This window comes from Bacillus sp. 2205SS5-2 (assembly GCF_037024155.1).
GTDB lineage: Bacteria > Bacillota > Bacilli > Bacillales > Bacillaceae_K > Bacillus_CI.
Map to the genome: position 1 here is coordinate 135,170 of NZ_JAYKTS010000002.1, position 26,520 is coordinate 161,689.

Sequence of the window (26,520 nt, forward strand, 5' to 3'; positions counted from 1 at the left end):
TTTTTGAGACATTACATGAAAAAAGTTAGGACTTGTATGATCGGTTAAAATTTTGAATATACTCCTTCAAAATCCGCCTTTTTATAGGTGCAGAAGAGGAAGTTCGAATCAATGCTTTTTTTCTCGACAAAAAAATTAGAAGTACTCTATGGATAGACGATGATATCTCATAGAATCAGGAAGTCTCAGAAGGAATACACGATTCTCTGCAGCTTTGAAAGGCAATATGCTATACTGCAAATAGAAAAACAACGAGGTGGAAAAAATGAATCGAAACCAACAAGGAATTCAAGCATTACAAGTGGGAAAGTACGAAGAAGCGATCAAACTATTTTCAGCTGAAATTGAAGAAAATCCAAAAGATGCTGTTGCATACATAAATTTCGGCAATGTTCTCGCCTCATTAGGCGAGGAAGAGCGAGCGCAACGTTTTTTTGAAAAAGCGATTGAACTAGACACAGCAGCAGCAACAGCTTATTACGGGTTAGGGAATTTATTCTTTAACAAGGACCAATTTGATCTTAGTAAAACGTATTTTGAAAAAGCCATTACAATCGGATTAGATAGTGGAGATGTATTCTTTATGCTCGGCTTGTCATTAATGAATCTAGAGCAGCCTAAGCTAGCACTTCCTTATTTTCAACGGAGTGTAGAAGTAAATGAAGAGGATGCAGAAGCGAGATTCCAGTATGGATTATGCCTTGCTCAACTTGAGATGGTGAAAGAAGCAGTAGAGCAATTTCAACTCGTCATAAAAAAAGACCCACATCACGCAGATGCTCTCTATAATTTAGGAGTGGCGCATGCTGCTCACTATGATGATGCTCATAAAGCACTCACCTATTTTAATCAGGCGTTAAGTGTACAAGAGGATCATATGCTTGCGGGGTATGGTCAGAAAATGATGGAAAAAATCTTAAGCGAACAATAAAGAGGAAGGGAGATTCCTTTTATGAATGAACAAGATAAGATGGATTTGTTCCAAGAGCAAGATCCATTTGTAAAAGGAAGGCATCTCGTCACCGTCTTTCACAATGATCAGAATCTTTATTCGGTAATTCGTATTCGTGTTGATGAAACCAATGCATCTTATGAAGACAAAGAAGCTGTGGTGACGGGACATTTCCCTCAAATGCATGAAGGAGAAACGTATACTTTTTACGGGAAATTTCAAGATCACCCGAAATTTGGTACTCAGTTTCAAGCCGAAAAATTTCAAAAAGAACTTCCGCAATCCAAACAAGGTGTGATTGGGTATTTATCGAGTGACCTGTTTAAAGGGATTGGAAAAAAAACAGCGGAGCGTATTGTCGAACATTTAGGCGAAAACGCGATCAGTAAAATATTGCAAGGACCAAATGAATTGGAAAGCGTTCCGAAACTACCGAAAGAAAAAGCAAAAGAAATTTTTGCAACCCTAATGGAACATCAAGGCTTAGAACAAATTATGATTAAACTTAACGAACTTGGATTTGGTCCCCAAATCTCCATGAAAATTTATCAACATTATAAAGACCAAGCGCTTGATATTCTTCAAAAAAATCCCTATCAACTGGTTTCGGATATTGAAGGAATCGGTTTTGGGCGTGCAGATGAATTAGGGGCAAAGCTTGGAATTATTGGTCATCATCCTGACCGAATTAAAGCAGGTATTTTATTTGCATTGGAACAAGCCTCTCTAAGTGAAGGACATGTTTATGTTGATGGGGAAAGTCTGTTATCAGAAGTAAGAAAATTACTTCAACACAATCAACAAGAACGAATTGAGTACGAAAAAATTGCACAAGAGCTCGTCCACTTGAGTGAAGAAGGAAAGCTGATTCTAGATGAAAAAAAACGTATTTTTCTTCCTTCCCTTTTTTACGCAGAAAAAGGGATTGGAACAAATTTAAAACGGATTCTTTCACAAACAGAATACGAAAATCAATTTCCTGAATCAGAATTTTTACTAAGTTTAGGAGCTCTTGAAGACCGATTAAATGTTCAGTATGCTTCTTCACAAAGAGAAGCTATTCAGACTGCGCTTATGTCACCGATGTTATTACTGACTGGTGGACCAGGAACAGGGAAAACCACCGTAATAAAAGGGATCGTTGAATTGTATGCGGACTTACATGGATGTTCACTAGATCCGAAAAGCTATAAAAATGAGCCTTTCCCAATATTACTAGCTGCTCCAACGGGAAGAGCGGCAAAACGAATGTCTGAATCCACTGGCTTACCAGCTGGGACTATTCATCGACTTTTAGGTTGGAATGGTCAAGGGAAATTTGAGGCGGATGAAGAATCCCCAATCGAAGGAAAGTTATTAATTGTGGATGAAATGTCGATGGTCGATACTTGGCTCGCTCATCAATTGCTTAAATCAGTACCAGATCATATTCAGATTATTTTTGTTGGCGATGAGGATCAGTTGCCATCAGTGGGTCCTGGTCAAGTTCTAAAAGATTTATTAAAATCGAACGTGATTCCAACTGTTAGACTAACGGATATCTACCGGCAAGAGCAGGGGTCATCGATTATTGAACTGGCTCATGAAATGAAAAAAGGTCGACTTCCTGCGGATATTCGAAAACAGCAAAAAGATCGTTCTTTTATTGCCTGTAAACCGGGACAAATGAAAGGCGTAATCGAAAAAATAGTCTTAAGCGCAAAAACCAAAGGCTATAGTGCAAAAGAAATTCAGGTGCTTGCTCCAATGTATAGAGGTCCTGCGGGCATCGATGTCCTAAATCAAACGCTTCAACAGATTTTTAACAGTAATGAGGACGGAAAGAAAAAAGAAATAAAATTTGGTGATGTTTCCTATCGAAAAGGAGACAAAGTTCTTCAACTCGTGAATCAACCAGAATCTGGAGTATTTAATGGGGATATTGGCGAGGTAGTGTCAATTTTCTATGCGAAAGAAAATACAGAGAAGCAGGATATGGTGGTTGTTTCTTTCGAAGGCAATGAAGTAACTTATACCAAGCAGGATCTTACTCAGATTACACTCGCCTATTGCTGCTCCATACATAAATCTCAAGGAAGCGAATTTCCAATCGTTATCCTCCCGGTTTTAAAAAGTTATTATCGCATGCTACGGAGAAACTTGATCTATACAGCAATTACCAGAAGCAAAAACTTTCTCATCTTGTGTGGAGAAGAAGAAGCGCTGCAAATTGGCGTTAATCGTGAAGAAGATACGCAGAGACAAACGAGTCTTTATGAGCGATTGATGTATCAAGAGGATAATCTGAATTCAGAAGAAAACGAAGTAGAATTCATAACCGAAATAAACTTTAATCAAGTCGATCCGATGATAGGAATGGAAAACCTTTCTCCTTATGATTTTGCGTAAAGGAAGCACACTAAGGATGTTCCATTGAAAGAAATCAGTAATTTTCCCAATAGATGCCCAATGTAACAGTATAAAATTAAGGGAAAAAGGGCACACTCATAGCAAATAGCATGGATTTCTTTTCCAAAAAAGAAACTAGGCGATACGTGAGGTGCGTACGAAATTATGAAGTGTCCGAACTGTTGCAGTAAAAATATTGGGAAAATTGGGATCAATCAATATTATTGTTGGGTATGTTTTATTGAATTAACGATTACAGACGGTTTGATTCATACTCACCAAGTAGAAGAAGATGGAACACTAAGCTCTTTAGATGATTTATTTGATGAAGAGGAACGCCGACTAAGTTAATTGAGAGGTGTTAAGATGAATCGAAAACTATCTACCTTATTGGGTTTTGGTGCAGGGTTAGCGGCATCGTTAGGCGGTAACCAAAAGCAGTGGAAGCAAATCAAAAGAAGAGTGAAAAAAGCGATAAAGTAGTGCAGTGGGAGGATGGTGTTTAAGCCATCCTCTTTTTATATGGTTTTGGTGTTTCAGGCGCCACCGTCTCGAGGTCATAAGGCAAGCCCTGTCAAGAGGCAAAGAGCGCCTCAGGTCAGGGCTCGCCTTATGCTGGTCGCCGGTTGTGGGCGCCTTGCGCATTTCGTTTGCATAATTTCCCTAGTAATAAAGGCAGACTAATAAAAAGGAGGCGTGGTGATGGAAAGAAAGGATTATGTTACTTGGTTATATCGACTATCACTCAGTTTGCTGGTATTACTGTTTATATATATCCTCTATCTGTTGGCGCCTGTATGGCATCCTTTTCTTAAAGTTTTGATTATCGCACTTTCTCCTTTTCTGATTGGTGGATTTATTACTTACTTGCTCCATCCGGTCGTAGAAAAGCTTCATTCTGCAGGTATACCACGCATTTCTGCCTTGATTATTATTTATGTGTTTTTTTTCGGGGGGATTGGCTATGGACTATATAAAGGGTTTCCAAACTTGGTGGAGCAATTAAGACAATTATCGCTTCAGGCACCAACATACGCCAAGGAATATAAGGGATGGCTCTCCATCATTCAGCAAGAAACCGCTTCATGGCCAGATGGCTTGCAAGATCAGTTAGAAGAAATGATTCACGGACTAGAAAAGTGGGCAAATTCACTCGTTGACAAATTGATCCGTCTTCTCTTGTCCCTGCTAAATAAGGCTTTTCTTATAATCATCATTCCATTTGTCTCGTTCTATTTACTGAAAGACATCATTAAAGTAAAGCGGTTTGCGTCGAAAATAACACCTATTAATTGGCGAAAAAAAGCCTCTCTCTTTATACATGATTTGGATGAGTCACTAGGGGGATATATTCGAGGTCAATTGCTTATATGTTTTATTATTGGAGCTCTGTCCTTTGCGGCTTTTTGGCTAATTGGAATCAACTATCCTCTCATTTTAGGGCTATTCGTAGGGTTTACAAATATTATTCCTTATTTTGGACCCATCGTTGGTGCGTTACCGGCGTTGGTTATTGCAAGTACAATGTCCGTTAACATGATGGTTTATGTTGTTCTTATTATTGTGGTACTCCAATTTTTAGAAGGAAACATTCTATCCCCATACATTGTAGGGAAGAGTCTCCATATGCATCCATTGTTTATTATGGGGGCACTTGTGGTTGGAGGTGAGCTAGGAGGGGTGCTTGGGCTTATTGTAGCAGTTCCTTTTCTTGCGGTGATCAAGACGGCTCTTATATACGGTAAAAATCATTTTATCTCTTAGTGCTCCGTTCATCATTGACAAATAGATCAGTTATTTCTATAATTCGACATATACAATACATATGAAGAAGCGAAGAAGGATTCAGTATGTTATAGACCATCTGAGTGCAATGCACGCAAGAGAGGAATTTCCTAGGCTGAAAGAAATTCTAGATGAAGGATAACAGAACGCTCATCCAGAGTGCAGTCAAAACCTGCCGTTTGCCGCGTTAAGGTGTAAAGTGACAGTTGCCTGAAGAATTGGAGGCTGTAACCAGGGTGGTACCGCGAGGAAGCTCTCGTCCCTGTACGGGGATGAGGGTTTTTTGTGTTTTCTTCGACTTATGTAAACACTAAAAGGAGGATCATGTTATGAAAAAGTTAACAGGTGCACAAATACGTCAAATGTATTTAGATTTTTTTCAAGAAAAAGGACATGGAATTGAACAGAGTGCTTCACTTGTTCCACACGATGATCCATCTTTACTTTGGATCAACTCAGGCGTAGCAACTTTAAAAAAATATTTTGATGGTCGTGTCATTCCGGAAAACCCGCGAATAACGAATGCGCAAAAATCAATTCGAACAAATGATATTGAGAATGTTGGAAAAACGGCACGTCATCATACCTTCTTTGAGATGCTCGGAAATTTTTCAATTGGAGATTATTTCAAAAAGGAAGCAATTCATTGGGCATGGGAGTTTTTGACCAGCGAAAAGTGGATCGGGTTTGATCCGAGTAAGATCTCAGTGACCATTCATCCTGAAGATGAAGAAGCACTGAGGATATGGCGCGATGAAATCGGATTACCAGAAGTGCAAATTATTCCGTTAGAAGGAAACTATTGGGATATCGGAGAGGGTCCTAGTGGTCCGAATACAGAGATCTTTTACGACCGTGGACCAAGTTACGGAGCAGATGAAAGCGATCCAGAATTGTTCCCTGGAGGAGAAAATGACCGATACTTAGAAGTTTGGAATTTGGTTTTTTCACAGTTCAATCATAATTCTGATGGAACGTATTCTCCACTTCCAAAGAAAAATATTGATACTGGGATGGGCCTCGAACGAATGACTTGTGTTGTTCAAGAAGTCCCAACTAACTTTGAAACAGATCTTTTTATGCCTATCATAGAAGCGACTGGGAAAATAGCTGGAATCACCTACTCATCAACAGGTGCATCAAGTATGGCATTTAAAGTTATCGCAGATCATACTCGAACGGTTTCATTCGCAATCGGAGACGGAGCTTTGCCTTCTAATGAAGGACGTGGATATGTTCTAAGACGATTGCTTCGAAGAGCGGTCCGTTTTGCGAAACAAATTGATATTCACCGTCCCTTTATGTATGAATTGGTTCCAGTGGTTGCTGAGATTATGGTAGATTTCTACCCAGAAGTAAAAAATAAAATCGATTTTATTCAAAAAGTAATCAAAAATGAAGAGGAACGCTTTCATGAAACATTACATGAAGGGCTATCCATCCTTTCAGAAATAATCACTAAAGCAAAATCAACTGATCAGGACACAATAACCGGTCAAGATGTTTTCCGACTTTATGATACGTATGGTTTTCCAGTTGAATTAACCGAAGAGTATGCTGAAGAAGAAGGTATGAAGGTTGACCATATAGGTTTTGAGCAAGCAATGGAGCAACAGCGTAATCGAGCACGTTCTGCTCGTCAAGAAGTAGGCTCCATGCAAGTGCAAGGGGGCGTTCTAGGTGAAATCACAGCTGAGAGTAAGTTTGTAGGATATGACACGCTGAACCTAGAAAGTAACATCGTGAAGCTTGTATCAAATGATACGTTTGTGGATGAAGCAGTTGAAGGTCAAGAAGTGCATTTGATATTAAATGAAACACCTTTTTACGCTGAAAGTGGTGGCCAAGTTTCTGATACCGGTACACTCGTGGGTGTAAATGGAAAAGCATCTGTTCTGCATGTAAAAAAAGCGCCAAACGGACAAAATCTTCACTTAGTAAAGATTACTTCAGGTACGATTAAAGTCAACGAACAAGTGAAAGCGACAGTGAAAAAGGATGAACGCCAAGGAACAATTAAAAATCACACCGCTACGCATTTGCTTCACAGGGCACTAAAGGATGTACTAGGAAAGCATGTAAATCAAGCGGGTTCCTTAGTTCAATCAGATCGCCTACGTTTTGATTTTTCTCATTTTGGTAGTGTAACAGCTGAAGAATTGGAGAAAATTGAATACATGGTGAATGAAGAGATTTGGAAGAGTACGGACGTTTCGATTGCCGTAAAATCTTTAGACGAAGCGAAGAAGATGGGGGCAATGGCTCTATTTGGTGAGAAATATGGCTCCGAAGTTCGCGTAGTGTCAGTTGGAGACTATAGTTTAGAGCTTTGTGGAGGGTGTCACGTAGACAATACCGCCTCTATTGGTTTATTTAAGATTGTGACTGAAAGCGGAATCGGTGCAGGTACAAGAAGAATTGAAGCGTTGACTGGAAAGGCTGCATACCAACATTTAAATGAGAAAGTGGTATTAATGTCGCATGTAGCTGACAAACTAAAAACGAAACCTGAAAATCTTCTCTCACGAGTGGATTCAGTATTAGCTGAAACGAAAGAACTACAACGTGAGAATGAATCATATGCAGCTAAGCTCTCCAATATTGAAGCAGGAAGCTTAACGGACAGTATTAAAGAAGTCGAAGGTATTTCTTTATTAGTAGCTAAAGTTCAAGAGACTGATATGAATGGGCTTCGTAATATGGTTGATGAACTTAAGCAGAAAGTACCTACTGGCGTGATTGTGCTCGGCTCAATTCATGGAGAAAAAGTGAATATTGTCGCTTCCGTTTCAAAAGATCTTGTCGGTAAAGGGTACCATGCAGGCAAGCTAGTAAAAGAAGTGGCTAGTCGTTGTGGAGGCGGCGGGGGTGGTCGTCCTGACATGGCTCAAGCAGGTGGTAAACATCCAGAACAATTAGAATCTGCACTTTCTTTTGTAGAAGAATGGATCAAATCCGTTTAACAAACAGGTAAAGTGGTGTACAATGTAAATAGTAGCTATGGAGTCAGTAAACAAGCCTAAAGTGAGGTGCGAAGTAATGAGCTCTTTTGATAAAACAATGAGATTTGATTTTTCTGATGAACCTTTTGAAAAAGATGTACAAGAGGTTTTAACTGGAGTCCATGAAGCATTACAAGAAAAAGGCTATAACCCTATTAATCAAATTGTTGGGTACCTTCTGTCAGGAGATCCCGCCTATATTCCCCGTCATAAAGATGCGCGGAATACAATTCGACGATTAGAACGGGATGAAATTATTGAAGAACTGGTTAAATCCTATTTGAAGCAAGGATAAGAGGGATTAGTATGAGAGTTATGGGCCTCGATGTTGGGTCGAAAACAGTCGGCATCGCCATTAGTGATGCGCTGGGCTGGACTGCTCAAGGAATTGAAACGATTAAAATCGATGAAACAAAAGGGCAGTTTGGCTACGACCGAGTAGCACAATTAGTAAAAGAGTATGAAGTAGAAAAACTTGTTATTGGCTTGCCAAAAAATATGAATAACACTATCGGTCCACGAGGAGAGGCGTCACGAAAATATGGGCGCGATCTTGAAAAAAAGCTAGGTATCTCTGTCGTTTTGTGGGACGAGCGTTTAACGACAATGGCCGCTGAAAGAGTATTACTTGAAGCAGATGTGAGTCGGAAGAAACGCAAAAAAGTCATCGATAAAATAGCAGCCATGATGATTTTACAAGGCTATTTAGATAGCATAAAATAATGAGGTGAATAAAATGGAACACGGTGAAAAGCAGATTACAATTATTGATGAACAAGGAAGCGAACAGCTATGCGAGGTTCTTTTTACTTTTGAAAATGAAGAATTCGGAAAATCATATGTTCTTTACTACCCGGTAGGGGCAGAAGAGGATGAGAATGAAGAAATCGAAATTCATGCTTCTTCTTTTAACCCAAATGTTGAAGGTGAAGAAGGCGATTTAAAACCAATCGAAACGGACGAAGAGTGGGATATGATCGAAGAAATGCTAAATACATTCCTTGACCAAGAAGAGGAAGAAGAAGAATAAAGAAGAAGAGAGGCGGCGGATTATCGCCTCTTTTTTTTGCGTGAAATGTAAGAATGTATGATTTTAGAAATAGTATGGTGTCTAGATACAAATACCTGATGCATTCCTTATTGAAACTAAAACAATCATTAGGAAGGAAAATTAACTATTTCTATTTTTCTTTCTAGAAAATGTTGTATACTATTATAGTGAATACGAAATTTGGGAGATTGTCCCGCTTTAGCTCGAAAAGGGGGAATAAAAGTAGATGGATGAACAAAAATCAAGAAGAGAACAATGGTGGGAAAACTTAAAAGAGAGACAAAATGACGCCAAGCTCATTCGGAAAATTGTTTTGATAATGCTGGCAATCGTTCTCTTTGTTGTAACGGGAGCAATTCTTGGAGGCTACATCTATATTAAAGCCGCCCTTCAACCCGTTGAAATTGACAGTGAAAAAGAAGTACCTGTAGAAATACCAATTGGTTCGGGTGTTACCACGATCGGGGGTATTTTAGAGGAAAACGGCATCATTCATAATGCCACGGTATTTAAATACTATGTCAAAGTAAATAATGAAGCTGATTTTCAAGCAGGGACGTATAACCTAACACCATCCATGACATTAGATGAAATTATTACGAGCTTAAAGACAGGGAAAGTGTATAAAGAAGCCCTTTTTAAATTGACAGTGAAAGAAGGGATTACGCTTGAAGAAATTGCGAAAGACTTTGAGAGTAAAACTCCTTATTCAAAAGAAGAGTTTCTTGACAAGATTAATGACAAAAAGTTTATCGAAAAAGCAAAGGCCCGTTTTCCGGAACTTTTAACAGAAGATATCCAAGCGGAAAACATTCGCTATCCACTTGAAGGCTACTTATATCCAGCGACATATGCTTTTTATGAGGAAAAACCAGCGATTGAAGAGATGATATATACTATCCTCGCTAAAACGGATGAAGTATTAGCTGATTTTAGTGATTTGCGTGAAGAGCAAGAAATGTCGGTTCATGATTTAGTCACTATGTCTTCTCTAATTGAGGAAGAAGCAAAGCAAGAATTAAGTCGAAAAAAAGTCGCAAGTGTATTCTATAATCGATTAGACGAAGGTATGCCTCTACAAACCGATCCAACCGTTTTGTATGGGATGGGCAAGCACAAAAATCGCTTGTTTGAAAAGGACTATGCATTTGACTCACCATATAACACCTACCAAATACAAGGTCTACCACCAGGACCTATAGCGAATCCGAGTGTAACTTCTCTCGAGGCAGCTTTAAAACCAGTCGACACAAATTATTTTTATTTCTTAGCTGCTGAGAATGAGGAAGGTGTTACAGAAATCTTTTTTAGTGAAACACTCGCACAACATGAGGAATTACGGTCTGAATTAATTCTTAACAATTAGACAAAGAGAGGGGAGAGAAAGGTTCGCTTTCCTCTTCTTTTTATGTTAAAATAGAAAAAGTGTTTTTAGAATGTAGCGTTTTACACAGCGAAAAACTGGGATAGATAAGGAAGATAATGACAGTTTTCTCCCTTTTTATTTCATTTTTCTGTGAACGCTATTTTTTCATGGACAAAGCAAATGATCTGTAAGAAAAGGCGGGGTCAACATGAACGATTCCATCCATTCATATATAGAAGGTCTAGTGAAGGAACGAAATTTACTCTTAACCGAAATGGAAATATACGCCAAAGAGCAAAAGGTCCCTATTATGGAATTAGTAGGTATCGAGAATTTACTCCAACTGCTTAGAATTCAGCAACCAGCAAGGATATTAGAAGTAGGAACAGCGATTGGATACTCCGTACTTCGAATGGCAGAAGCACTGCCACAAGGACAATTTGTCACCATCGAACGAGATCTCAAACGTTATAAAGAAGCACAGTCCTTTATTGCTCGCTCAGAGGCAAAAGACCGTATAACTTTAATACATGGCGATGCTTTAGATGTAAATGAAATCATTGACCCATTAGCTCCTTTTGATGCTATCTTCATTGACGCTGCAAAAGGTCAGTATAAAAAGTTTTTTGAACTGTATACACCAATGCTTTCTGTTGCTGGGATCGTTTATACAGATAATGTTCTTTTTAAAGGATTTGTTACAAATCTAGAGAGCATTAATAGTCGGAATTTAAAAATGTTAGTAAAAAAAATACAACACTATAATGAGTGGTTGATGGGTCATTCCCACTTTCAGACAAGCATTTTACCAGTAGGCGACGGACTGGCGATTAGCATAAAAAGAGGTGAAACGATATGAAAAAGCCAGAACTATTAGTCACACCAACAAAGGTGGAAGATATCCGATTATTAGCTGAAGCTGGTGCCGATGCATTTGTTTTAGGAGAACAGAAATTCGGATTACGACTTGCAGGTGAATTTAACCGAGAACAAGTAAAAGAATCTATATCAATAGCGCATGAACTAGGCAAGAAAGTCTATGTTGCGATGAATGCTATTTTTCATAATGAAAAAGTAGAATCTCTAACCGACTACGTGGCGTTTCTTAAGGAGGCTAACGCCGATGCGATCATCTTTGGTGATCCTGCGGTTTTAATGGCGGTTCGAGAAGTGGCACCAGATATGCCGCTCCATTGGAATACAGAAACAACAGCTACGAATTGGTATACATGCAATTACTGGGGACGAAGAGGGTCTAAGCGTGCAGTTTTAGCACGTGAAATTAATATGGATACAGTGATTGAAATGAAAGAGAATGCAGAAGTCGAGCTTGAAGTCCAAGTTCATGGCATGACGTGTATGTTCCAATCGAAGCGATCACTGCTTGGAAATTATTTTGAGTATCAAGGCAAAGCGATGGAGATTGAAAATCGAAAAGCCAATAAAAATATGATTTTGCATGATAAAGAACGTGAAAATAAATATCCTATATTTGAAGATGAAAACGGCACACACATTATGAGCCCGAACGATATATGTATTATCGATGAGCTCCAAGAGATGGTTGAGGCTGGGATTGAATCGTTCAAAATTGATGGAGTATTGAAATCTTCGGAGTATATCGTAGCAGTTACTAAATTGTATAGAGAAGCTATTGACTTATGTAAGGCAGATGAAGATGCCTACGAAGAAAAGAAAGAGCAATTGCTAGAAAGATTGGAAGAACTTCAACCGAGCAATCGACCACTAGATACAGGATTTTTCTTTAAAGAAACAGTCTATTAAAATGAACGGTTTTTGAATAAGCAAGAACGTATAGATGGTTAGTTTTTGTTTCTATCTCTAGGCGCTACTGGCTTGAGGTCATAATCCTATAGTTGGACGAATTGCACTTTTCGAAGGTGAATAAATCAAAAAAGGAGGAAATAGAATGTCGGCAATCATAAGCGATAAAATTTCACAAGTTGTGAACGGTAAACGTGTCATCGTAAAAAAACCTGAATTACTTGCCCCTGCTGGAAATCTTGAGAAGTTGAAAATCGCTGTTCACTACGGAGCTGATGCAGTATATATTGGTGGACAAGAATATGGTTTACGCTCAAACGCAGGAAATTTCACCTTTGCAGACATGAAAGAAGGTGTGGAGTTTGCTCAGAAGTATGGCGCAAAGATCTATGTGACAACGAATATCTATGCGCATAATGAAAATATTAACGGATTAGAGGATTACCTTCGTGGTTTGCAAGAAGCCGGAATTACAGGAATTATTGTGGCGGATCCCCTTATTATCGAAACATGCCGTAAAGTAGCTCCTAAAGTAGAAGTACACCTAAGCACACAGCAGTCTCTTTCAAACTGGAAGGCGATTGATTTCTGGAAACAAGAAGGCCTCGATCGTGTCGTCTTGGCACGTGAAGTAAGTGGAGAAGAAATTCGGGAAATGAAGGAAAAAGTGGATATTGAGATTGAAACTTTTATACATGGGGCAATGTGTATTTCTTATTCGGGACGCTGTACTTTATCTAATCATATGACGGCACGTGATTCTAACCGTGGTGGCTGCTGTCAATCATGCCGTTGGGATTATGATCTTTACGAGCAAAATCAAGAAGAAGAGGAAGCTTTATTCACTGAAAATGATGCTCCTTTTGCGATGAGTCCAAAAGACCTAAAGTTAGTTGAGTCTATTCCCCAAATGATCGAACTTGGGATTGATTCACTAAAAATTGAAGGGCGAATGAAATCCATTCACTACATTGCCACCGTAGTAAGCGTATACCGAAAGATCATTGATGCTTATTGTGCAGACCCAGCAAACTTTAAAATAAAAAAAGAATGGCTAGTTGAATTAGAGAAATGTGCCAATCGTGATGCGGCATCAGCCTTTTTTGAGGGTATACCGGGCTTTCAAGAGCAAATGTTTGGTGTGCACGGCCGAAAAACAACGACCGAATTTATTGGACTTGTTCTCGACTACGATGCTGATACAAGCATAGTCACACTACAACAACGCAATCATTTCAAACCAGGCCATGAAGTAGAGTTTTTCGGTCCAGAAATCGAGAACTTTACACAAGTGATTGAGACCATATGGGATGAAGAGGGTCAGGAACTAGATGCAGCACGTCATCCGCTCCAAATTGTTCGATTTAAAGTAGATCAACCTGTGTATGCTAACAACATGATGCGAAAGGAGAACTAATGGGAAAAATGGAACCAAAACCAATTGTAATTGGAGTAGCTGGAGGATCAGGCTCCGGGAAAACGAGTGTTACAAGAGCGATTTATGAATCGTTTCAAGAGCATTCCATTTTAATGGTCCAGCAAGATTTTTACTATAAAGATCAAAGTCACTTACCGTTTGAGGAAAGATTAAAAACGAATTATGACCATCCCTTAGCATTTGATAACGATTTATTAATCAATCATCTACAATGTTTATTACGTCACGAAGAAATTGAAAAACCAGTGTATGACTATAAAATGCACACTCGTTCAGAAGATACGATTCACGTAGAACCAAAAGATGTGATTATCCTTGAAGGGATTCTTGTATTAGAAGATGAAAGATTGCGTAACCTAATGGATATTAAACTATACGTTGATACTGATGCGGATCTTCGCATTATACGTCGCATGCTTCGTGATATTAAAGAGCGTGGTCGTTCGATTGATTCTGTGATTGATCAATATGTGAATGTGGTTCGTCCTATGCATAATCAATTTATTGAGCCGACTAAACGCTATGCTGACGTCATTGTTCCTGAAGGTGGGCATAATCATGTGGCGATTGATTTAATGGTCACAAAAATTCAAACTATTCTTGAACAAAAATCATTTTTGTAATACGATAACATAGATACACGAAACGATATGCTTGTAATTTTGCATGATTGCTTCGTTCTTTGTTCATATCCACCGTATTTTTCTAATTAAAAGTACTTGATTTATGGACGATACAATTTATAAAGAGTTCTCGATTTTCGTGAACTTATTTTTCTCTAGCGCGGCCAGCTTGGTTGCGCTAAATCCGTATTTTTTTAAGCGTATTCTCTTACATAAAGATGACATTTTGAATACGTAAACCGTAAATCACAGAAGGAGTGAAGGGATTTGGCAGCAGAAAAAGTATTCCCCATGACACAAGCAGGTAAAGAAAAGCTGGAACAAGAATTAGATCAATTAAAATCAGTAAAGCGTAAAGAAGTTGTTGAAAGAATAAAGATTGCGAGAAGTTTTGGAGATTTGTCCGAGAACTCGGAGTATGATTCAGCTAAAGAAGAGCAAGCTTTTGTAGAAGGACGTATTTCCACTCTAGAAGCAATGATTCGAAATGCAAAAATCATTCAAGAAGATGAACAGGCGAAAGACATTGTAACCTTAGGTAAATCCGTGTCCTTTGTTGAACTACCAGGTGGGGATGAAGAGTCATATTCCATCGTTGGTAGTGCAGAAGCAGACCCATTTGAAGGGAAAATATCAAACGATTCACCCATTGCAAAAAGCTTACTTGGGAAAAAAGTTGGAGAAGAAGTTTCTGTTCACACACCTGGCGGAGACATGAAGGTAAGAATCACAGCCATTAAATAAGGTTCAATGAATGACCATCCGGAGGTATAAAAGCCTACGAATGGTCATTTTTTTGTCTAAATATTGATTTTGAGTATGTTGGACCCAACAAACCATTAGCTTAGTGAAATGTAATCTGAACGCAATTTCGTCCCTATTTTTTGATACCTCCCTAAAGGCTAGGTAGGCAAATATTTATCAGTCATCCCTAGGCAACCACTTGCGCTTTTCTTATTGCTCAAGGATTCACCTTAGTATGATTTTGTTCATTGTGTCAACAATGATGATGAGGTGGAAGAAATGAAAAGAAAAAAACGTTTAAAATTTTTCGGGATTTGTATTTTGTTATTTCACTCCTTGCTAATCGGAAGACTTTTGCAATTACAGCTTTTTCAGACAGAAACGTATTCAGCAGCGAATATCAATCTGATTGAAAAAAGTGTACAACAGCGTACACAACAGTATGTAATTGACAGTGGCCGAGGTCAATTTCTCGATGATTCGTCTAAACCCTTATCGTATACAGAGAAGCATATTTTGGTTTTATTTTCATTTATTCAACATAACACGGAAGCTTTAGCAAAAATTTCATCTATCTTGAATATGAACGTAAGTGATCTCCAATCTAGACTTAAAGAAACAAAGAAACCACTTCGGATTCTAGAACCCTCGCTCTCTGAAGAGCAGGCGACAAAAATTAATCAGCTTAAGATAGATGGGGTCTTCGCTTTGAAGGAAAAACTTTCATTAACAACGCCATTGGCAGCACAATTTATAGGCATTACAAGTGAAAATAAAGAGGTATTTGAAAAAAGGTATCCTAACAGCAATTTAAATGATATCCAACCGATTGGTGTGACAGGATTACAAGGAACATTTGATGAGTTGTTACTATCTAGTGGCGACGAAAAGCTCATGTACCATGTGGATGCATTGGGAAGACCTTTATTCGGGATGGATGTAAAATATACCTCTCCAACTAACTCATTTTACCCTCTTCTAGTTAAAACAACGATTGATTCTGCTCTTCAACGAGATTTTGAAGAGTACTTGAATTCAAGTGCACTTATTGAAGGTGGGCTTCTTCTGCTAGATATTGAAAAAAGTGAGATTAAAGCTGTCGTTTCACAAGCGCCGCTAAATACTGCCGATCCTTTTAAAACCAAAGGTATAAACAACCTCATGTTTACTCAACTTACTCCTGGTTCGGTATTTAAAGCAGTGGTGGCTGCTGCAGCTATTGAAAAAGGAATCGTCAATGAACATGAGCTGTTTAACTGTAATGTAAATATATATGGCGAACAAGAGACAGAGAAAATGCAATATGGTCTACTAACATTTAAAGATAGCTTTGCTAAAAGTTGTAATGCTACCTTCGGAGAACTATCTGAACGTCTGGCTCGCATAAGTCCTAGTATTCTTACCACCTATGCAGAAAAATTAGGCGTTATCGGAGGATCAGGCTGGAAAGGGGATATTTTTCATTATCAGGATTTTGCTCAACTTGATGAAGAACGAGGCCAGGTCTTTCTTGATCCCCCAACCAACGGCAGTGAAAGTGTTTTTAAACAAACAGGTATAGGTCAACTAAATGTGCAAGTTACACCACTCGCTGTAGCGAATATGATGGCAACTATTGCAAGGGGCGGAGAGAGTCACATGGTAAAGGGAGTATCAGAAATTCAATATCAAAGCAGCGCGCCCATGTTTACCTTTCCGTATAAGAGGATTAATGAAACACCTTTATCTCCTTATACAGCGATGAAATTACAAGAGCTATTAAGATGGGTAGTTGAAAGTGAAAAAGGAACCGCTCATAGTCTTTCATCCCTTCCTTATGCAATTGCAGGCAAAACAGGGACCGCTCAAGTAGAAGTCAAAGATGAGACTCCCTATTATCATAAATGGTTCGCTGGTTATTTTCCCTTTGAAAATCCAAAATACGCCTTAGTGGCAGTTAATGCAAATACTACCCTTTCAGGTCAAAGTGCTCATCAAATGTTTGCTGATGCAGTAAGAATAATAGCACAAAATGAAGAAAGTTTAGAAAATGAGTGAACTTTCCCCTTTTTTCCGTAGACAAGATATGATAACCTCTTAAGAAAAGACGGATTGTTGTCTATAAGTAGGAGGAGTATGAGTGAGGTATAAATCAAGAGCGGATAAACGAGTACGAAAAAAAAGAGCAAATATTATATTAAACTCATTAATAGTAGTAGTCCTTGGCTTAATCGTTTTTACAGGATACAATATCGTATTTAATGAAGATGTTGCAATCGATTCATCAGAGAGTGCCAGTAAGAAGGAACCGCTTAACGAAAAGGCTGGGAAAGAAGAAGTAAAAGAAACCGAGAGTGACGCGAAAGAAAAGGTGGAAATGGAAGTAAAGGAAGAAACTCAAAGCCCATCTGAGGAAGCAGAGAAGACCGACGAAGTGGAATCTGGGGATTCTGAGCAGGAAATAGTCATTTCCGAAAATAATAATGATCCTAATGTGGAAGATACCTATGTAAATAATACATGGAAACCTATCCCCACTTCTCAAGAAGGAGAGCATGTTTCAAGTTATGAAGTGGGGTCAATTGATTGGCAAGAAAAAGAAAAAGCCATTGCTCTAGGAGCGAATTTACCTCTTGGTGATATGACAGTGTGGTATATAGGAAATGGTGGTGGTCCGAACAAGGCCATCGGAACAGTAACTTCTTCAAATGAAATGGAAATTTATCGTGTCTATATTGAGTGGATGGATGGTCAAGGGTGGAAGCCGACTAAGGTGGACCGTCTATTAGAGAATGATAAAAAAACAAACAGCTGAGGCACTCATGTGCCCAGCTGTTTTATTTTGTTTGTTTGAAATGAACAACAGCGCTGTATAAAGGTTGTCCATCTATATTTAAGGCAACTTGATGCGAAACAGAATGAACCTCCAATAAAATGGCCTTATTATGCTGAATTTGTTCATTTATTTTTCTTTCTAAGTCTTTTAAGTTCGTGTCTTCAAAAAATTCAATTTTATCTTGAAATAAATCTAAGTTTAACTCCAAGAAATCACCCCCTAGCGAAAGCTTCTTCTCTATTTTAAGTAAAACACGACGGTGTAAGCAAGTATTCTTTATTGAACTTCTCAGAAACATATGATAAGTTAATAACAGTTTTAATTTTAATTCATAGTATACTCATAGGAATTATATACTTTGAGATATTGAGGTGCTAAAATGGGAAGGGAATTTTTAGACATTTTTGAAGAGTGGGCAGATTCATATGATAAAACGGTTGAAGGTCATGATCTTCAATACAAAGAAGTTTTTGAAGGGTACGAAGAGATATTGACCATGGTGTGCGAAAGATCAAGTGGAACGATATGGGAGTTCGGAAGTGGAACAGGGAATTTATCCGCAAAATTAGTTCAAAAGGGATATAATGTCATTGGAATCGAACCATCAAAGGAAATGAGAGCGGTTTTTCAAAAGAAATTTGGCGAGAGTATATCTGTCGTGGATGGGGATTTTTTAAGCTATTCAGTTGATGGTAAACCGGATACGATTGTTAGCACATATGCATTTCATCACTTAACAGATACGGAAAAAGCACAAGCTTTTCATCAATATGGAAACCTATTGAATAAAGGTGGTAAAATAGTGTTTGCAGACACCATGTATCTGTCATCTCAAGCATACTCAGATGGAATTGAAAAGGCTGAAAAGCAAGGTTTTGAAGATTTAGCGCAGGATTTAAAGCGTGAGCACTATACAACGATACCTGCATTAACTCAAATGGCAGAAGAGGCTGGTTTTTCCGTCACATTCATCCGCTGCAATGCTTTTGTTTGGCTCATGGAAGCAATCAAACAATAGAAAGAGGTATTTTCATGAAAGCAGCAATTATTGGGGCAATGGAAGAAGAAGTGGTTTTATTACGATCAAACATTGAAGGAGTACACACTGAAGAGATTGCTGGATGTGAATTTACGGTCGGTACCATGCACGGAAAAGAAGTGATATTGCTTCGTTCGGGCATCGGGAAAGTTAACGCAGCGATGTCCACAGCCATTCTTTTAGAAAAGTTCAGACCAGACGTCATCATCAATACAGGTTCAGCGGGTGGATTTGATGCATCATTAAATGTAGGAGATGTTGTTATCTCTACTGAGGTGCGCCATCATGACGTTGATGTGACAGCGTTTGGTTATGAATATGGTCAAGTGCCTCAGCTCCCAGCCGCATTCACGGCCGATGAAAAACTCGTCTCTTTAGCAGAAGCTGCGGCGAAAGATACAATGGATGCTCAGGTGGTAAAAGGACTAATTGCTACTGGAGATTCATTTATGAGTGATCCAGATCGAGTAACGGCGATTCGTAACAAATTTGCTGACTTACAAGCAGTAGAGATGGAAGCGGCAGCAGTAGCTCAAGTTGCACATAATTTCGCAGTTCCGTTTGTGATTATTCGTGCACTGTCCGATATTGCAGGTAAAGAATCTAATGTCTCTTTTGAACAGTTCTTAGATATTGCAGCTGTCAATTCGGCTCATTTAGTCATGAAGATTGTGGCGACACTTTAAGTAAGGGTATTTCGTATACATTTTTCCTATTTAATTTACTAGTCGTTGTTATCTTTCAATGTTTCAGGGATTTCATTCAAAAAACAAGAAAATGATAATTAAAGACCTTTTATTTTTACGGTATATACCGCTGAGAAAAACAGCCTTAAGTAAATAAGGGACTCCATATAGAGTCCCTTTCATCTTTATTATTGGCTCTTTTCGTATACACTGTGGCTATTTCATCTGATTTTTGGATAAATTCTCCATTTCACTGTTCATTTCCATCAAAAACAGACGAATTGATGCCAAAATAAAGCTATATCATAGATGATAATATGATACGAAAAGCAACTAACTTTGCGAAAATAACCTTATTGTTTGTAGGATTGATTATTATTCCGGGGGTAAAAATGATGAACACCTATTCTTCTATTCACGAATTAATTGGAAACACTCCTCTCATTGAAATTAAACACTTCTCCCTTCCTAATGAAGTTCGTCTTTTTGCCAAATTAGAGTTTTATAACCCTGGAGGAAGCATTAAAGATCGACTAGGAAAGGAGCTAATAGAGGAGGCCATTAATACAGAAAAAGTATCTGCTGGAGGAACCATAATTGAACCAACAGCTGGAAATACAGGCATTGGCTTAGCTCTAGCCGCCATTCATCGAGATATCAATGTCTTGTTTTGTATTCCGGAAAAATTCAGCATGGAAAAACAAGAACTAATGAAGGCACTAGGAGCAACCATTGTACATACCCCTACTCACCTAGGAATGAAAGGAGCTATCGAAAAAGCGCAGCAACTTCTAAATGAAATTCCACATTCCTATTGTCCGCAGCAATTTGACAATGCTGCCAATCCATTAACCTATTATAAAACACTTGGTCCGGAAATATGGGAGCAGTTAGAAGGGAAAGTCGATATATTTGTAGCTGGAGCAGGAACTGGAGGAACATTTATGGGCACAGCACAATACTTAAAAGAACAAAAAGCAAACATCAAAACGGCAATTGTTGAACCGGTTGGCTCCATTTTAAATGGGGGGGAATCAGGACCTCATAAAACTGAAGGAATTGGCATGGAATTCCTTCCTTCGTACATGGATCCTTCTTACTTTGATAGTATTCATACAATTTCAGATGAAGAAGCTTTTGCTCGAGTGAAAGAATTAGCATTAAAAGAAGGGTTGTTGGTTGGAAGCTCGTCTGGTGCGGCTCTACATGCAAGCTTGCTAGAAGCAAAAAATGCCAAACGAGGGAGTCATATTGTAACGGTGTTTCCAGATTCAAGTGAACGATATTTAAGTAAAAAAATCTACGAAGGAGGAATATAAAAATGCGTCGAAAAACAAAGCTTATACACGGAGGCATTCCTACTGATCCTCATACAGGAGCAGTAAATGTACCTATCTATCAAGTGAGTACGTACAAGCAAGAAAGTGTAGGAGGTCATAAAGGGTTCGAATACTCGCGGACGGGTAATCCCACTCGGCATGCTCTTGAAGAATTAATCAAAGACTTAGAAGGCGGAGATCGTGGTTTTGCCTTTGGCTCTGGAATGGCAGCAATTACTGCTGTCATGATGTTATTTAAAAGTGGAGACCATATTGTTTTTACGGATGATGTTTACGGGGGGACTTTTCGAGTAATTACGAAGGTGTTAAATAGATTTGGGATTCAAGCCACCTTTATTGATACAAGTGATTTAAAAAATATTGAAAAAGCTGTTCAGGAAAACACCAAAGCTCTTTATATAGAAACACCGACTAATCCACTTTTAAAAGTGACTGATATTGAAGCTGCTAGTAATATAGCCAAACAGAATAATCTGGTTACTATTGTGGATAACACCTTTAGCACGCCTTATTGGCAAAACCCATTAAGTCTAGGAGCTGATATCGTCCTTCACAGTGCGACTAAATACATCGGCGGGCATAGTGATGTTGTCGCGGGTCTTGTTGTCACAAAAACAAAGGAATTAGGAGAAGATCTTCACTTTGTGCAAAACTCCACAGGGGGGGTTCTAGGGCCACAAGATGCGTACTTACTAATTAGAGGGATAAAAACCCTTGGCATTCGAATGGAAGAACATGAAAGCAACACGAATCAAATCGTCGACTTCCTCGAAACGCATCCGAAAGTAAGCAAAGTGTATTACCCAGGTCTCACTAATCATTCTAATCACGAGATTGCCAAAAAGCAGGGACGTGGCTTCGGTGGGATGGTGTCATTTGATGTTGGAAGTGAGAAACAGGCGGATCACTTGCTTGAGAATACTAAGTTTTTTACTTTAGCAGAAAGTCTAGGTACAGTTGAAAGCTTAATTTCAGTACCAGCTCGCATGACCCATGCTTCTATTCCGAAAGAGCGTCGGAATGAGTTAGGAATAACAGATGGATTAGTTCGTATTTCGGTAGGACTTGAGGATGTCGAAGACTTGATTGAAGATTTACAACAAGCATTACGATAAACCCTCAGGAAAATTATTCTATTTATGGTTATATTTGCTTGTTAGAATACATGAGAAGTTGTGATATAGTAACTTCACAACTTGAGATTCTTTGAAGCGGGTGTTGACGATGAAAAAAAGATTAAATGAGAAAATCATTGATTATAAGCGATTTGGGTTCACGTTGGTCGCATTAAGTGTATTTCTATATTTAGGAGTGGTACTTCCGACAATGGGGAAAACCACAATAAAGATATATACTCTGATGACCTTCACGACGATTTTTTTAAGTTTATCATTTTACTTCTTTTTTCAAGCAATTTTAATAAAAAAACAACTTGCCAAACTTGAGAATGAAAGACCATTTTCTTAAAGGCTCTTTTCGTATACATGGTGGCTATTTCATCTGATTTTTGATTTAATCTTCCATTTCACTGTTGATTTCCATCAATAACAGACGAAAAATTCCAGATACAAAGCTATATCAAAGAGGATAAACTAATTTGAAAAGCAACAAGCTTTGCGAAAATAGTCTTCTTAAAAAACGCCAAAAGGCGTTTTTTTAGTTCAGAATTTAATGCGGAGATTGGAAAAAAGAAAATAGGTTTCTTTAGTAAGTGTTAGCTGATGGTAAAGGAGCGAAGTTGGTAATATCAAAGGAAAAGAGGTCCATTAGTCATGATTCCTTGAATAAATTGCATGGAATTATTTGTGTTGCACCACTGGGCAACATTTAACAAAAGGTTTTTCGGAAAATGAGCATGAGGCATCAGTCTTAATGGTGGTTCCTTGCAAAAGAACACGAAATATATTTTTATTACTGCTTTATATAGAAATACAAACTGCACAGTTATAAAAAACAGCCTAAATTTTAAAAAAGTGGTTTACATTACCAATATTTTTGGATATACTTACCACTGTAAGAAAAACTAAAGGAGGACGATTACAATGATTTCATACGCATTTAAAAACTATACAATTGAATATCATAAGGCAAATTCGTCTCCATTTAGGAATAATTATTAGCAGGTATTAAAAACTTACACAATATGCTAGCCACGGGAGCGATGTCTACTTCTGTGGTTATTTTTATGCCTCAGAAGCAGTATGTTTCTGTGGTTTTTTTGTGAGCAAAGGAGGGAGCAAAATGACCTTAAATCTACTATTTGTATCGATTAATATTCAACGAAAACGACAGTCTAGGGAAGATCTTTTACACGAAGAACAAATTTTGAAAATGTATGAAGAACAAAAAATAAAGCATTACTCACATTTTCATTTGAGCTAGATTGCTACAAAGAAAGGAGGAATACAGTATGACTTTAAACATTTTCTTTATGACCATTTCGATTAACAAACGCAAACAGTCATTTGAAGAGTGTCATCACAATCAACAAGTACAATCACATTTTGAAGAAATTCGTGAAAAAAATGTTCACTATGTGATCAATGGGTAAGATCCTAATCAGAAAAATTGGAAAGGAGATAGTGTCATGATGAGATTTGTGAAACAAAAGAAGCTAAATGTACTTTGGATGGAGAAAGATTCTGCGTAGCAATATGAACTGAGGGGGATCAATTTGTTTTTAACAATATGTCTTTGGACGGTTTGGTTTCAAAGGAAAACAATCTAATCTTAAATAATTTTTATTGAAAAGCAGCAGTTAGAATCGCTGCTTTTTTATATGGCTAGTTTATTGGTTGTGATGTGTGTGGATGGGATGATGATGTCCGTATAGGGATTTTTTCTCGGGTAATGGCTAGGGACTCGGGCATTTGTCAGCCCCCTCCGTGAAGCAGGCTTCACTGCGAGTTCTGCCAGATGCCTGCCGTCCCTGGTCAGCCACTTCCGCTTTTCTTTGTTCACTTTTTTGTCATGTTTTAGTAACTTATTGTTCACTTTTTGGTCGTTGGTTTTTGTTTTTACGTGCTATATTGGTAGTATCAGAAACGGAAACGAAAAGGAGTGATTGGGATGTTTTCAATGGTTATCGGACTAGTTATTACAGCTGCAATTGCATTAATTATTTCAGCTGAGGTTAGCGCAGAGTAGGGTTAGAATTTATATCCCGTAGATATTAATTTCAAATTCCAATAAAAAAAAGCCTCCAATTACTGGTGGCTTTTCTCATCTGCTTTACTTCATTTTTAGAGAAGCGATTACTACTTGCCTTGAATTGTTAAGGGCGTGAATTCCGTTTTTCTTTCTCTTCTCGGTAAAATTCATGAAACATTTTCATTAAAGCTCTTTTTTCAATTCGAGAAACATAACTTCTTGAAATGCCGAGTTCTTTGGCGATTTCTCTTTGTGTTTTCTCATCCTTCATATCCAATCCGAACCGTCCTATAATGACTTCCTTTTCACGAGCATCCAGAACGCAAATGTATTTTCTAACCTTTTCGATTTCCATGTTTAACTGAATTGTATCAATAACATCTTCAGCTTCTGATTGTAAAATATCAATCAGAGAAATTTCATTTCCTTCTTTATCCTGTCCGATTGGATCCTGAAGAGAAACATCCTTTTTTGTCTTTTTGAGTGCACGTAAATGCATTAGGATTTCATTTTCAATACACCTGGCCGCATAAGTGGCAAGCTTTGTACCTTTCCCTTCTGAAAAACTTTCGATTGCTTTGATTAAACCAATCGTCCCAATAGAAATTAAGTCTTCTGAATCTTCTCCGGTGTTTTCAAATTTTTTAACAATATGGGCAACTAAACGTAAATTATGTTCAATTAATAAATTCCGAGCATGCTCATCCCCTTGGGCCATAAGAGCTAAATTTTTCTTTTCATCCTCCGGTTTTAACGGCTGAGGAAAAGCGTTATTTTTTACATAAGATACTAGAAATACCAGTTCTTTCAGAAAGTATCCTAACGCTGTGAGAAGAGCTGACATGTAATTCACCTCCAAGTTGGCAATTGCCTATTATCAAGTCTATGCGGGGAAGAGATTGTCCTTGCCTGTCCATAGAAGTGGTAAGTCAACTCTCTTAAAGAAAGGTTGTTTCCACAATGTTTGTTGCTTTTCGTACCAATCTACAAACATGGAAATTGCTTGGTTTCGGGTTCTCTTTTTGAAATTATTTGAATGAAATCTCTGCAAAAATAGATGTTTAATAAAAAGTATAAATGCATTAGCAACAATGTATACGAAAACAATCAGGATCGTGCACTCTCAAACCCTATATGTAAACATCATTATTACTAAAAATTCTATAGTAACAATGGTTTATTGTGAAACTCATGATCAACCGACCTACGTTCAAGTGTTTAACAAGAAATAGGATTGTGCTGGAAATAAAATTGCTTCAAAATTAGGCTATCGGACAAAAAAGAAAGTGAGGATTTTTTGAATAGGAGTATGTAACACATTTTTATATAACTGCTTAACTTCGAGCGTGTGGGGGAAATGATAGGATTTACTAGTAAAATATTGTAATCAGTTTGAGAGGTAACAGGGAGGGTGCTTGTATCAATTTAGTTACATCTTGAGAATTAATAAAAATAATCATCTAAAATATGGAATAACCTTTAGGAATTTGTATGATTGGGTTTTTGTCTATACAAATAGAAGCACTCTCACATAGTCTATTATTAAAGAAGTGAGGGGATGCTTATGTATTACTCTTGTCCAGGTTATTATCCATATCCCCCTAATGTGGGGTATTATGGTGGCGGTTACTACTTAGCTTTAGCGGTAGTATTGCTCATTTTGCTTATTGTTTTTGGAGGATGGTGCCTGTACCGCTCCTATTAAAAAAGGATCCAAGCGTTTCGCTGGATCCTTTTACACTTTCTTTAATCGAAATGAGCTAATCATCATGAAAGATAAGAAAATCATTAAGAATAAAATAGTTTGGGGAGCTACATATGGGTGAACAATAAATAACAATGTCGCAAAACAACCAGCGGCTGTAATGGGTAAACCAGAAAAATAACCGTCATTTTCAGTGACATTAAACCGTGCTAATCGAAATGAGCCACTTGCGATATAGAACACAGTAAAGAACATTGCTGGAGCACCAAATTCATGGATAACTCCTAGATAAATTAAAAGTGCTGGGGCAACACCGAATGAAATCAGGTCACACATAGAGTCTAATTGTTTACCAAGCTCCGATTCAATGCTTAATTTTCTAGCTACCATTCCATCAAATCGATCAGCTAGAGCTGCTAAAAAAATAAGGAGAGAACCAAGTTGAAGCTGTCCTTCAATAATATTTATGATTGCAAATCCACCCAGAGATAAATTTAGTAACGTTAGAGCATTTGCTGTCTGTGCTTTGAGTTTTCTAACTGTAAAGTCTATGACTTGCGTAAGCAGCATAGTTCACACTCCTAAAAAAAGGGACGACCCTTTTGAAAAATTGTTGTATAATAATAGTCTATTATATACCTAATGGGCTCA

Annotated in this window: 28 protein-coding genes; 25 read left to right on the top strand and 3 right to left on the bottom strand. The window is 38.0% G+C overall.

Translation table 11 applies throughout. The annotated features are described in order from the left end of the window. Positions 1-265 precede the first annotated feature (265 nt). From U8D43_RS01840 to U8D43_RS01920, 17 genes are all read left to right on the top strand, one after another. Entirely contained in the window at positions 266-931 is a 666-nt protein-coding gene (locus U8D43_RS01840) for a tetratricopeptide repeat protein (RefSeq protein ID WP_335869255.1), read from the top strand. Positions 932-952: 21 nt separating this feature from the next. Further along, entirely contained in the window at positions 953-3,340 is a 2,388-nt protein-coding gene (gene recD2, locus U8D43_RS01845) for an SF1B family DNA helicase RecD2 (RefSeq protein WP_335869256.1), read from the top strand. A 162-nt stretch (positions 3,341-3,502) separates the two neighbouring features. After that, positions 3,503-3,691, top strand: a complete 189-nt coding sequence (locus tag U8D43_RS01850; protein ID WP_335869389.1) for a YrzR-like zinc ribbon domain — start codon at positions 3,503-3,505, stop codon at positions 3,689-3,691. 15 nt (positions 3,692-3,706) lie between these two features. Beyond that, complete coding sequence (locus U8D43_RS01855; protein ID WP_335869257.1) at positions 3,707-3,823, top strand: DUF3918 domain-containing protein; 117 nt, start codon at positions 3,707-3,709, stop codon at positions 3,821-3,823. A 219-nt stretch (positions 3,824-4,042) separates the two neighbouring features. Beyond that, complete coding sequence (locus tag U8D43_RS01860) at positions 4,043-5,104, top strand: AI-2E family transporter (protein ID WP_335869258.1); 1,062 nt, start codon at positions 4,043-4,045, stop codon at positions 5,102-5,104. A gap of 350 nt (positions 5,105-5,454) precedes the next feature. Continuing rightward, positions 5,455-8,088 carry an alanine--tRNA ligase gene (gene alaS / locus U8D43_RS01865; protein WP_335869260.1) on the top strand — a complete coding sequence of 878 codons (2,634 nt, stop codon included), beginning with the start codon at positions 5,455-5,457 and terminating at the stop codon, positions 8,086-8,088. 76 nt (positions 8,089-8,164) lie between these two features. Further along, positions 8,165-8,422, top strand: coding sequence for an IreB family regulatory phosphoprotein (locus tag U8D43_RS01870; RefSeq protein ID WP_335869261.1), 258 nt, complete (start codon positions 8,165-8,167; stop codon positions 8,420-8,422). Between the two features lie 11 nt (positions 8,423-8,433). Beyond that, positions 8,434-8,850 carry a Holliday junction resolvase RuvX gene (gene ruvX, locus U8D43_RS01875; protein ID WP_335869262.1) on the top strand — a complete coding sequence of 139 codons (417 nt, stop codon included), beginning with the start codon at positions 8,434-8,436 and terminating at the stop codon, positions 8,848-8,850. Between the two features lie 13 nt (positions 8,851-8,863). After that, entirely contained in the window at positions 8,864-9,157 is a 294-nt protein-coding gene (locus U8D43_RS01880) for a DUF1292 domain-containing protein (RefSeq protein ID WP_335869263.1), read from the top strand. Between the two features lie 247 nt (positions 9,158-9,404). Next, the gene (mltG, locus tag U8D43_RS01885; protein ID WP_335869264.1) at positions 9,405-10,544 is read left to right on the top strand and encodes an endolytic transglycosylase MltG; all 1,140 of its coding nucleotides are present in this window, start codon (positions 9,405-9,407) and stop codon (positions 10,542-10,544) included. A 208-nt stretch (positions 10,545-10,752) separates the two neighbouring features. Further along, positions 10,753-11,403 carry an O-methyltransferase gene (locus U8D43_RS01890; RefSeq protein ID WP_335869265.1) on the top strand — a complete coding sequence of 217 codons (651 nt, stop codon included), beginning with the start codon at positions 10,753-10,755 and terminating at the stop codon, positions 11,401-11,403. Beyond that, the gene (locus tag U8D43_RS01895) at positions 11,400-12,329 is read left to right on the top strand and encodes a peptidase U32 family protein (protein ID WP_335869267.1); all 930 of its coding nucleotides are present in this window, start codon (positions 11,400-11,402) and stop codon (positions 12,327-12,329) included. Before U8D43_RS01890 ends, U8D43_RS01895 begins: the two co-directional genes overlap by 4 nt. Positions 12,330-12,474: 145 nt before the next feature. Continuing rightward, positions 12,475-13,746 carry a peptidase U32 family protein gene (locus U8D43_RS01900; protein ID WP_335869268.1) on the top strand — a complete coding sequence of 424 codons (1,272 nt, stop codon included), beginning with the start codon at positions 12,475-12,477 and terminating at the stop codon, positions 13,744-13,746. A gap of 8 nt (positions 13,747-13,754) precedes the next feature. Further along, positions 13,755-14,390, top strand: a complete 636-nt coding sequence (gene udk, locus U8D43_RS01905; RefSeq protein ID WP_442893542.1) for a uridine kinase — start codon at positions 13,755-13,757, stop codon at positions 14,388-14,390. A 267-nt stretch (positions 14,391-14,657) separates the two neighbouring features. Beyond that, positions 14,658-15,134, top strand: coding sequence for a transcription elongation factor GreA (greA, locus tag U8D43_RS01910; RefSeq protein WP_335869270.1), 477 nt, complete (start codon positions 14,658-14,660; stop codon positions 15,132-15,134). A 279-nt stretch (positions 15,135-15,413) separates the two neighbouring features. After that, positions 15,414-17,171, top strand: a complete 1,758-nt coding sequence (locus U8D43_RS01915) for a penicillin-binding transpeptidase domain-containing protein (protein WP_335869271.1) — start codon at positions 15,414-15,416, stop codon at positions 17,169-17,171. Between the two features lie 82 nt (positions 17,172-17,253). Then, complete coding sequence (locus U8D43_RS01920; RefSeq protein WP_335869272.1) at positions 17,254-17,928, top strand: YrrS family protein; 675 nt, start codon at positions 17,254-17,256, stop codon at positions 17,926-17,928. A gap of 22 nt (positions 17,929-17,950) precedes the next feature. Here U8D43_RS01920 and U8D43_RS01925 read toward each other — a convergent pair whose 3' ends face one another. Next, the gene (locus U8D43_RS01925; RefSeq protein ID WP_335869273.1) at positions 17,951-18,157 is read right to left on the bottom strand and encodes a DUF2536 family protein; all 207 of its coding nucleotides are present in this window, start codon (positions 18,155-18,157) and stop codon (positions 17,951-17,953) included. A 171-nt stretch (positions 18,158-18,328) separates the two neighbouring features. On the opposite strand from U8D43_RS01925, the gene U8D43_RS01930 reads away from it, so the two are divergent. From U8D43_RS01930 to U8D43_RS01960, 7 genes are all read left to right on the top strand, one after another. Continuing rightward, positions 18,329-18,967, top strand: coding sequence for a class I SAM-dependent DNA methyltransferase (locus U8D43_RS01930; RefSeq protein WP_335869274.1), 639 nt, complete (start codon positions 18,329-18,331; stop codon positions 18,965-18,967). Between the two features lie 14 nt (positions 18,968-18,981). After that, positions 18,982-19,674, top strand: a complete 693-nt coding sequence (gene mtnN / locus U8D43_RS01935; RefSeq protein WP_335869275.1) for a 5'-methylthioadenosine/S-adenosylhomocysteine nucleosidase — start codon at positions 18,982-18,984, stop codon at positions 19,672-19,674. A gap of 395 nt (positions 19,675-20,069) precedes the next feature. Beyond that, positions 20,070-20,993 (top strand): PLP-dependent cysteine synthase family protein, encoded by a 924-nt coding sequence (locus U8D43_RS01940; RefSeq protein ID WP_335869390.1) that lies wholly within the window; start codon positions 20,070-20,072, stop codon positions 20,991-20,993. A 2-nt stretch (positions 20,994-20,995) separates the two neighbouring features. Next, positions 20,996-22,129: a bifunctional cystathionine gamma-lyase/homocysteine desulfhydrase gene (locus U8D43_RS01945; protein WP_335869276.1), complete on the top strand. Its 1,134-nt coding sequence runs from the start codon at positions 20,996-20,998 to the stop codon at positions 22,127-22,129. Positions 22,130-22,238: 109 nt separating this feature from the next. After that, positions 22,239-22,481: a YrhC family protein gene (locus U8D43_RS01950; RefSeq protein ID WP_335869277.1), complete on the top strand. Its 243-nt coding sequence runs from the start codon at positions 22,239-22,241 to the stop codon at positions 22,479-22,481. Between the two features lie 774 nt (positions 22,482-23,255). Continuing rightward, complete coding sequence (locus U8D43_RS01955) at positions 23,256-23,396, top strand: YrzI family small protein (protein WP_335869278.1); 141 nt, start codon at positions 23,256-23,258, stop codon at positions 23,394-23,396. Between the two features lie 28 nt (positions 23,397-23,424). Continuing rightward, positions 23,425-23,565: a YrzI family small protein gene (locus U8D43_RS01960; protein WP_335869279.1), complete on the top strand. Its 141-nt coding sequence runs from the start codon at positions 23,425-23,427 to the stop codon at positions 23,563-23,565. Positions 23,566-24,288: 723 nt separating this feature from the next. On the opposite strand, the gene sigK is transcribed toward U8D43_RS01960, so the two are convergent. Then, the gene (gene sigK, locus U8D43_RS01965; protein ID WP_335869280.1) at positions 24,289-25,008 is read right to left on the bottom strand and encodes an RNA polymerase sporulation sigma factor SigK; all 720 of its coding nucleotides are present in this window, start codon (positions 25,006-25,008) and stop codon (positions 24,289-24,291) included. A gap of 720 nt (positions 25,009-25,728) precedes the next feature. Between sigK and U8D43_RS01970 the strand changes: the two genes are divergently transcribed. Beyond that, positions 25,729-25,869 carry a hypothetical protein gene (locus U8D43_RS01970; protein ID WP_335869281.1) on the top strand — a complete coding sequence of 47 codons (141 nt, stop codon included), beginning with the start codon at positions 25,729-25,731 and terminating at the stop codon, positions 25,867-25,869. A gap of 30 nt (positions 25,870-25,899) precedes the next feature. On the opposite strand, the gene pssA is transcribed toward U8D43_RS01970, so the two are convergent. Continuing rightward, positions 25,900-26,439, bottom strand: a complete 540-nt coding sequence (gene pssA, locus U8D43_RS01975; RefSeq protein ID WP_335869282.1) for a CDP-diacylglycerol--serine O-phosphatidyltransferase — start codon at positions 26,437-26,439, stop codon at positions 25,900-25,902. Positions 26,440-26,520 lie beyond the last annotated feature (81 nt).

What these genes read in the sequence shown, in the direction of transcription:
- U8D43_RS01880 (WP_335869263.1), top strand. Translation starts at nt 8,864, where the DNA reads ATGGAACACGGTGAAAAGCAGATTACAATTATTGATGAACAAGGAAGC.
- U8D43_RS01860 (WP_335869258.1), top strand. Translation starts at nt 4,043, where the DNA reads ATGGAAAGAAAGGATTATGTTACTTGGTTATATCGACTATCACTCAGT.
- U8D43_RS01970 (WP_335869281.1), top strand. Translation starts at nt 25,729, where the DNA reads ATGTATTACTCTTGTCCAGGTTATTATCCATATCCCCCTAATGTGGGG.
- U8D43_RS01895 (WP_335869267.1), top strand. Translation starts at nt 11,400, where the DNA reads ATGAAAAAGCCAGAACTATTAGTCACACCAACAAAGGTGGAAGATATC.
- udk (WP_442893542.1), top strand. Translation starts at nt 13,755, where the DNA reads ATGGAACCAAAACCAATTGTAATTGGAGTAGCTGGAGGATCAGGCTCC.
- pssA (WP_335869282.1), bottom strand. Translation starts at nt 26,439, where the DNA reads ATGCTGCTTACGCAAGTCATAGACTTTACAGTTAGAAAACTCAAAGCA.
- ruvX (WP_335869262.1), top strand. Translation starts at nt 8,434, where the DNA reads ATGAGAGTTATGGGCCTCGATGTTGGGTCGAAAACAGTCGGCATCGCC.
- U8D43_RS01870 (WP_335869261.1), top strand. Translation starts at nt 8,165, where the DNA reads ATGAGCTCTTTTGATAAAACAATGAGATTTGATTTTTCTGATGAACCT.
- U8D43_RS01890 (WP_335869265.1), top strand. Translation starts at nt 10,753, where the DNA reads ATGAACGATTCCATCCATTCATATATAGAAGGTCTAGTGAAGGAACGA.
- U8D43_RS01940 (WP_335869390.1), top strand. Translation starts at nt 20,070, where the DNA reads ATGAACACCTATTCTTCTATTCACGAATTAATTGGAAACACTCCTCTC.
- U8D43_RS01945 (WP_335869276.1), top strand. Translation starts at nt 20,996, where the DNA reads ATGCGTCGAAAAACAAAGCTTATACACGGAGGCATTCCTACTGATCCT.
- U8D43_RS01955 (WP_335869278.1), top strand. Translation starts at nt 23,256, where the DNA reads ATGACCTTAAATCTACTATTTGTATCGATTAATATTCAACGAAAACGA.
- mtnN (WP_335869275.1), top strand. Translation starts at nt 18,982, where the DNA reads ATGAAAGCAGCAATTATTGGGGCAATGGAAGAAGAAGTGGTTTTATTA.
- recD2 (WP_335869256.1), top strand. Translation starts at nt 953, where the DNA reads ATGAATGAACAAGATAAGATGGATTTGTTCCAAGAGCAAGATCCATTT.
- U8D43_RS01855 (WP_335869257.1), top strand. Translation starts at nt 3,707, where the DNA reads ATGAATCGAAAACTATCTACCTTATTGGGTTTTGGTGCAGGGTTAGCG.
- U8D43_RS01900 (WP_335869268.1), top strand. Translation starts at nt 12,475, where the DNA reads ATGTCGGCAATCATAAGCGATAAAATTTCACAAGTTGTGAACGGTAAA.
- sigK (WP_335869280.1), bottom strand. Translation starts at nt 25,008, where the DNA reads ATGTCAGCTCTTCTCACAGCGTTAGGATACTTTCTGAAAGAACTGGTA.
- mltG (WP_335869264.1), top strand. Translation starts at nt 9,405, where the DNA reads ATGGATGAACAAAAATCAAGAAGAGAACAATGGTGGGAAAACTTAAAA.
- U8D43_RS01915 (WP_335869271.1), top strand. Translation starts at nt 15,414, where the DNA reads ATGAAAAGAAAAAAACGTTTAAAATTTTTCGGGATTTGTATTTTGTTA.
- U8D43_RS01840 (WP_335869255.1), top strand. Translation starts at nt 266, where the DNA reads ATGAATCGAAACCAACAAGGAATTCAAGCATTACAAGTGGGAAAGTAC.
- U8D43_RS01950 (WP_335869277.1), top strand. Translation starts at nt 22,239, where the DNA reads ATGAAAAAAAGATTAAATGAGAAAATCATTGATTATAAGCGATTTGGG.
- U8D43_RS01930 (WP_335869274.1), top strand. Translation starts at nt 18,329, where the DNA reads ATGGGAAGGGAATTTTTAGACATTTTTGAAGAGTGGGCAGATTCATAT.
- alaS (WP_335869260.1), top strand. Translation starts at nt 5,455, where the DNA reads ATGAAAAAGTTAACAGGTGCACAAATACGTCAAATGTATTTAGATTTT.
- U8D43_RS01960 (WP_335869279.1), top strand. Translation starts at nt 23,425, where the DNA reads ATGACTTTAAACATTTTCTTTATGACCATTTCGATTAACAAACGCAAA.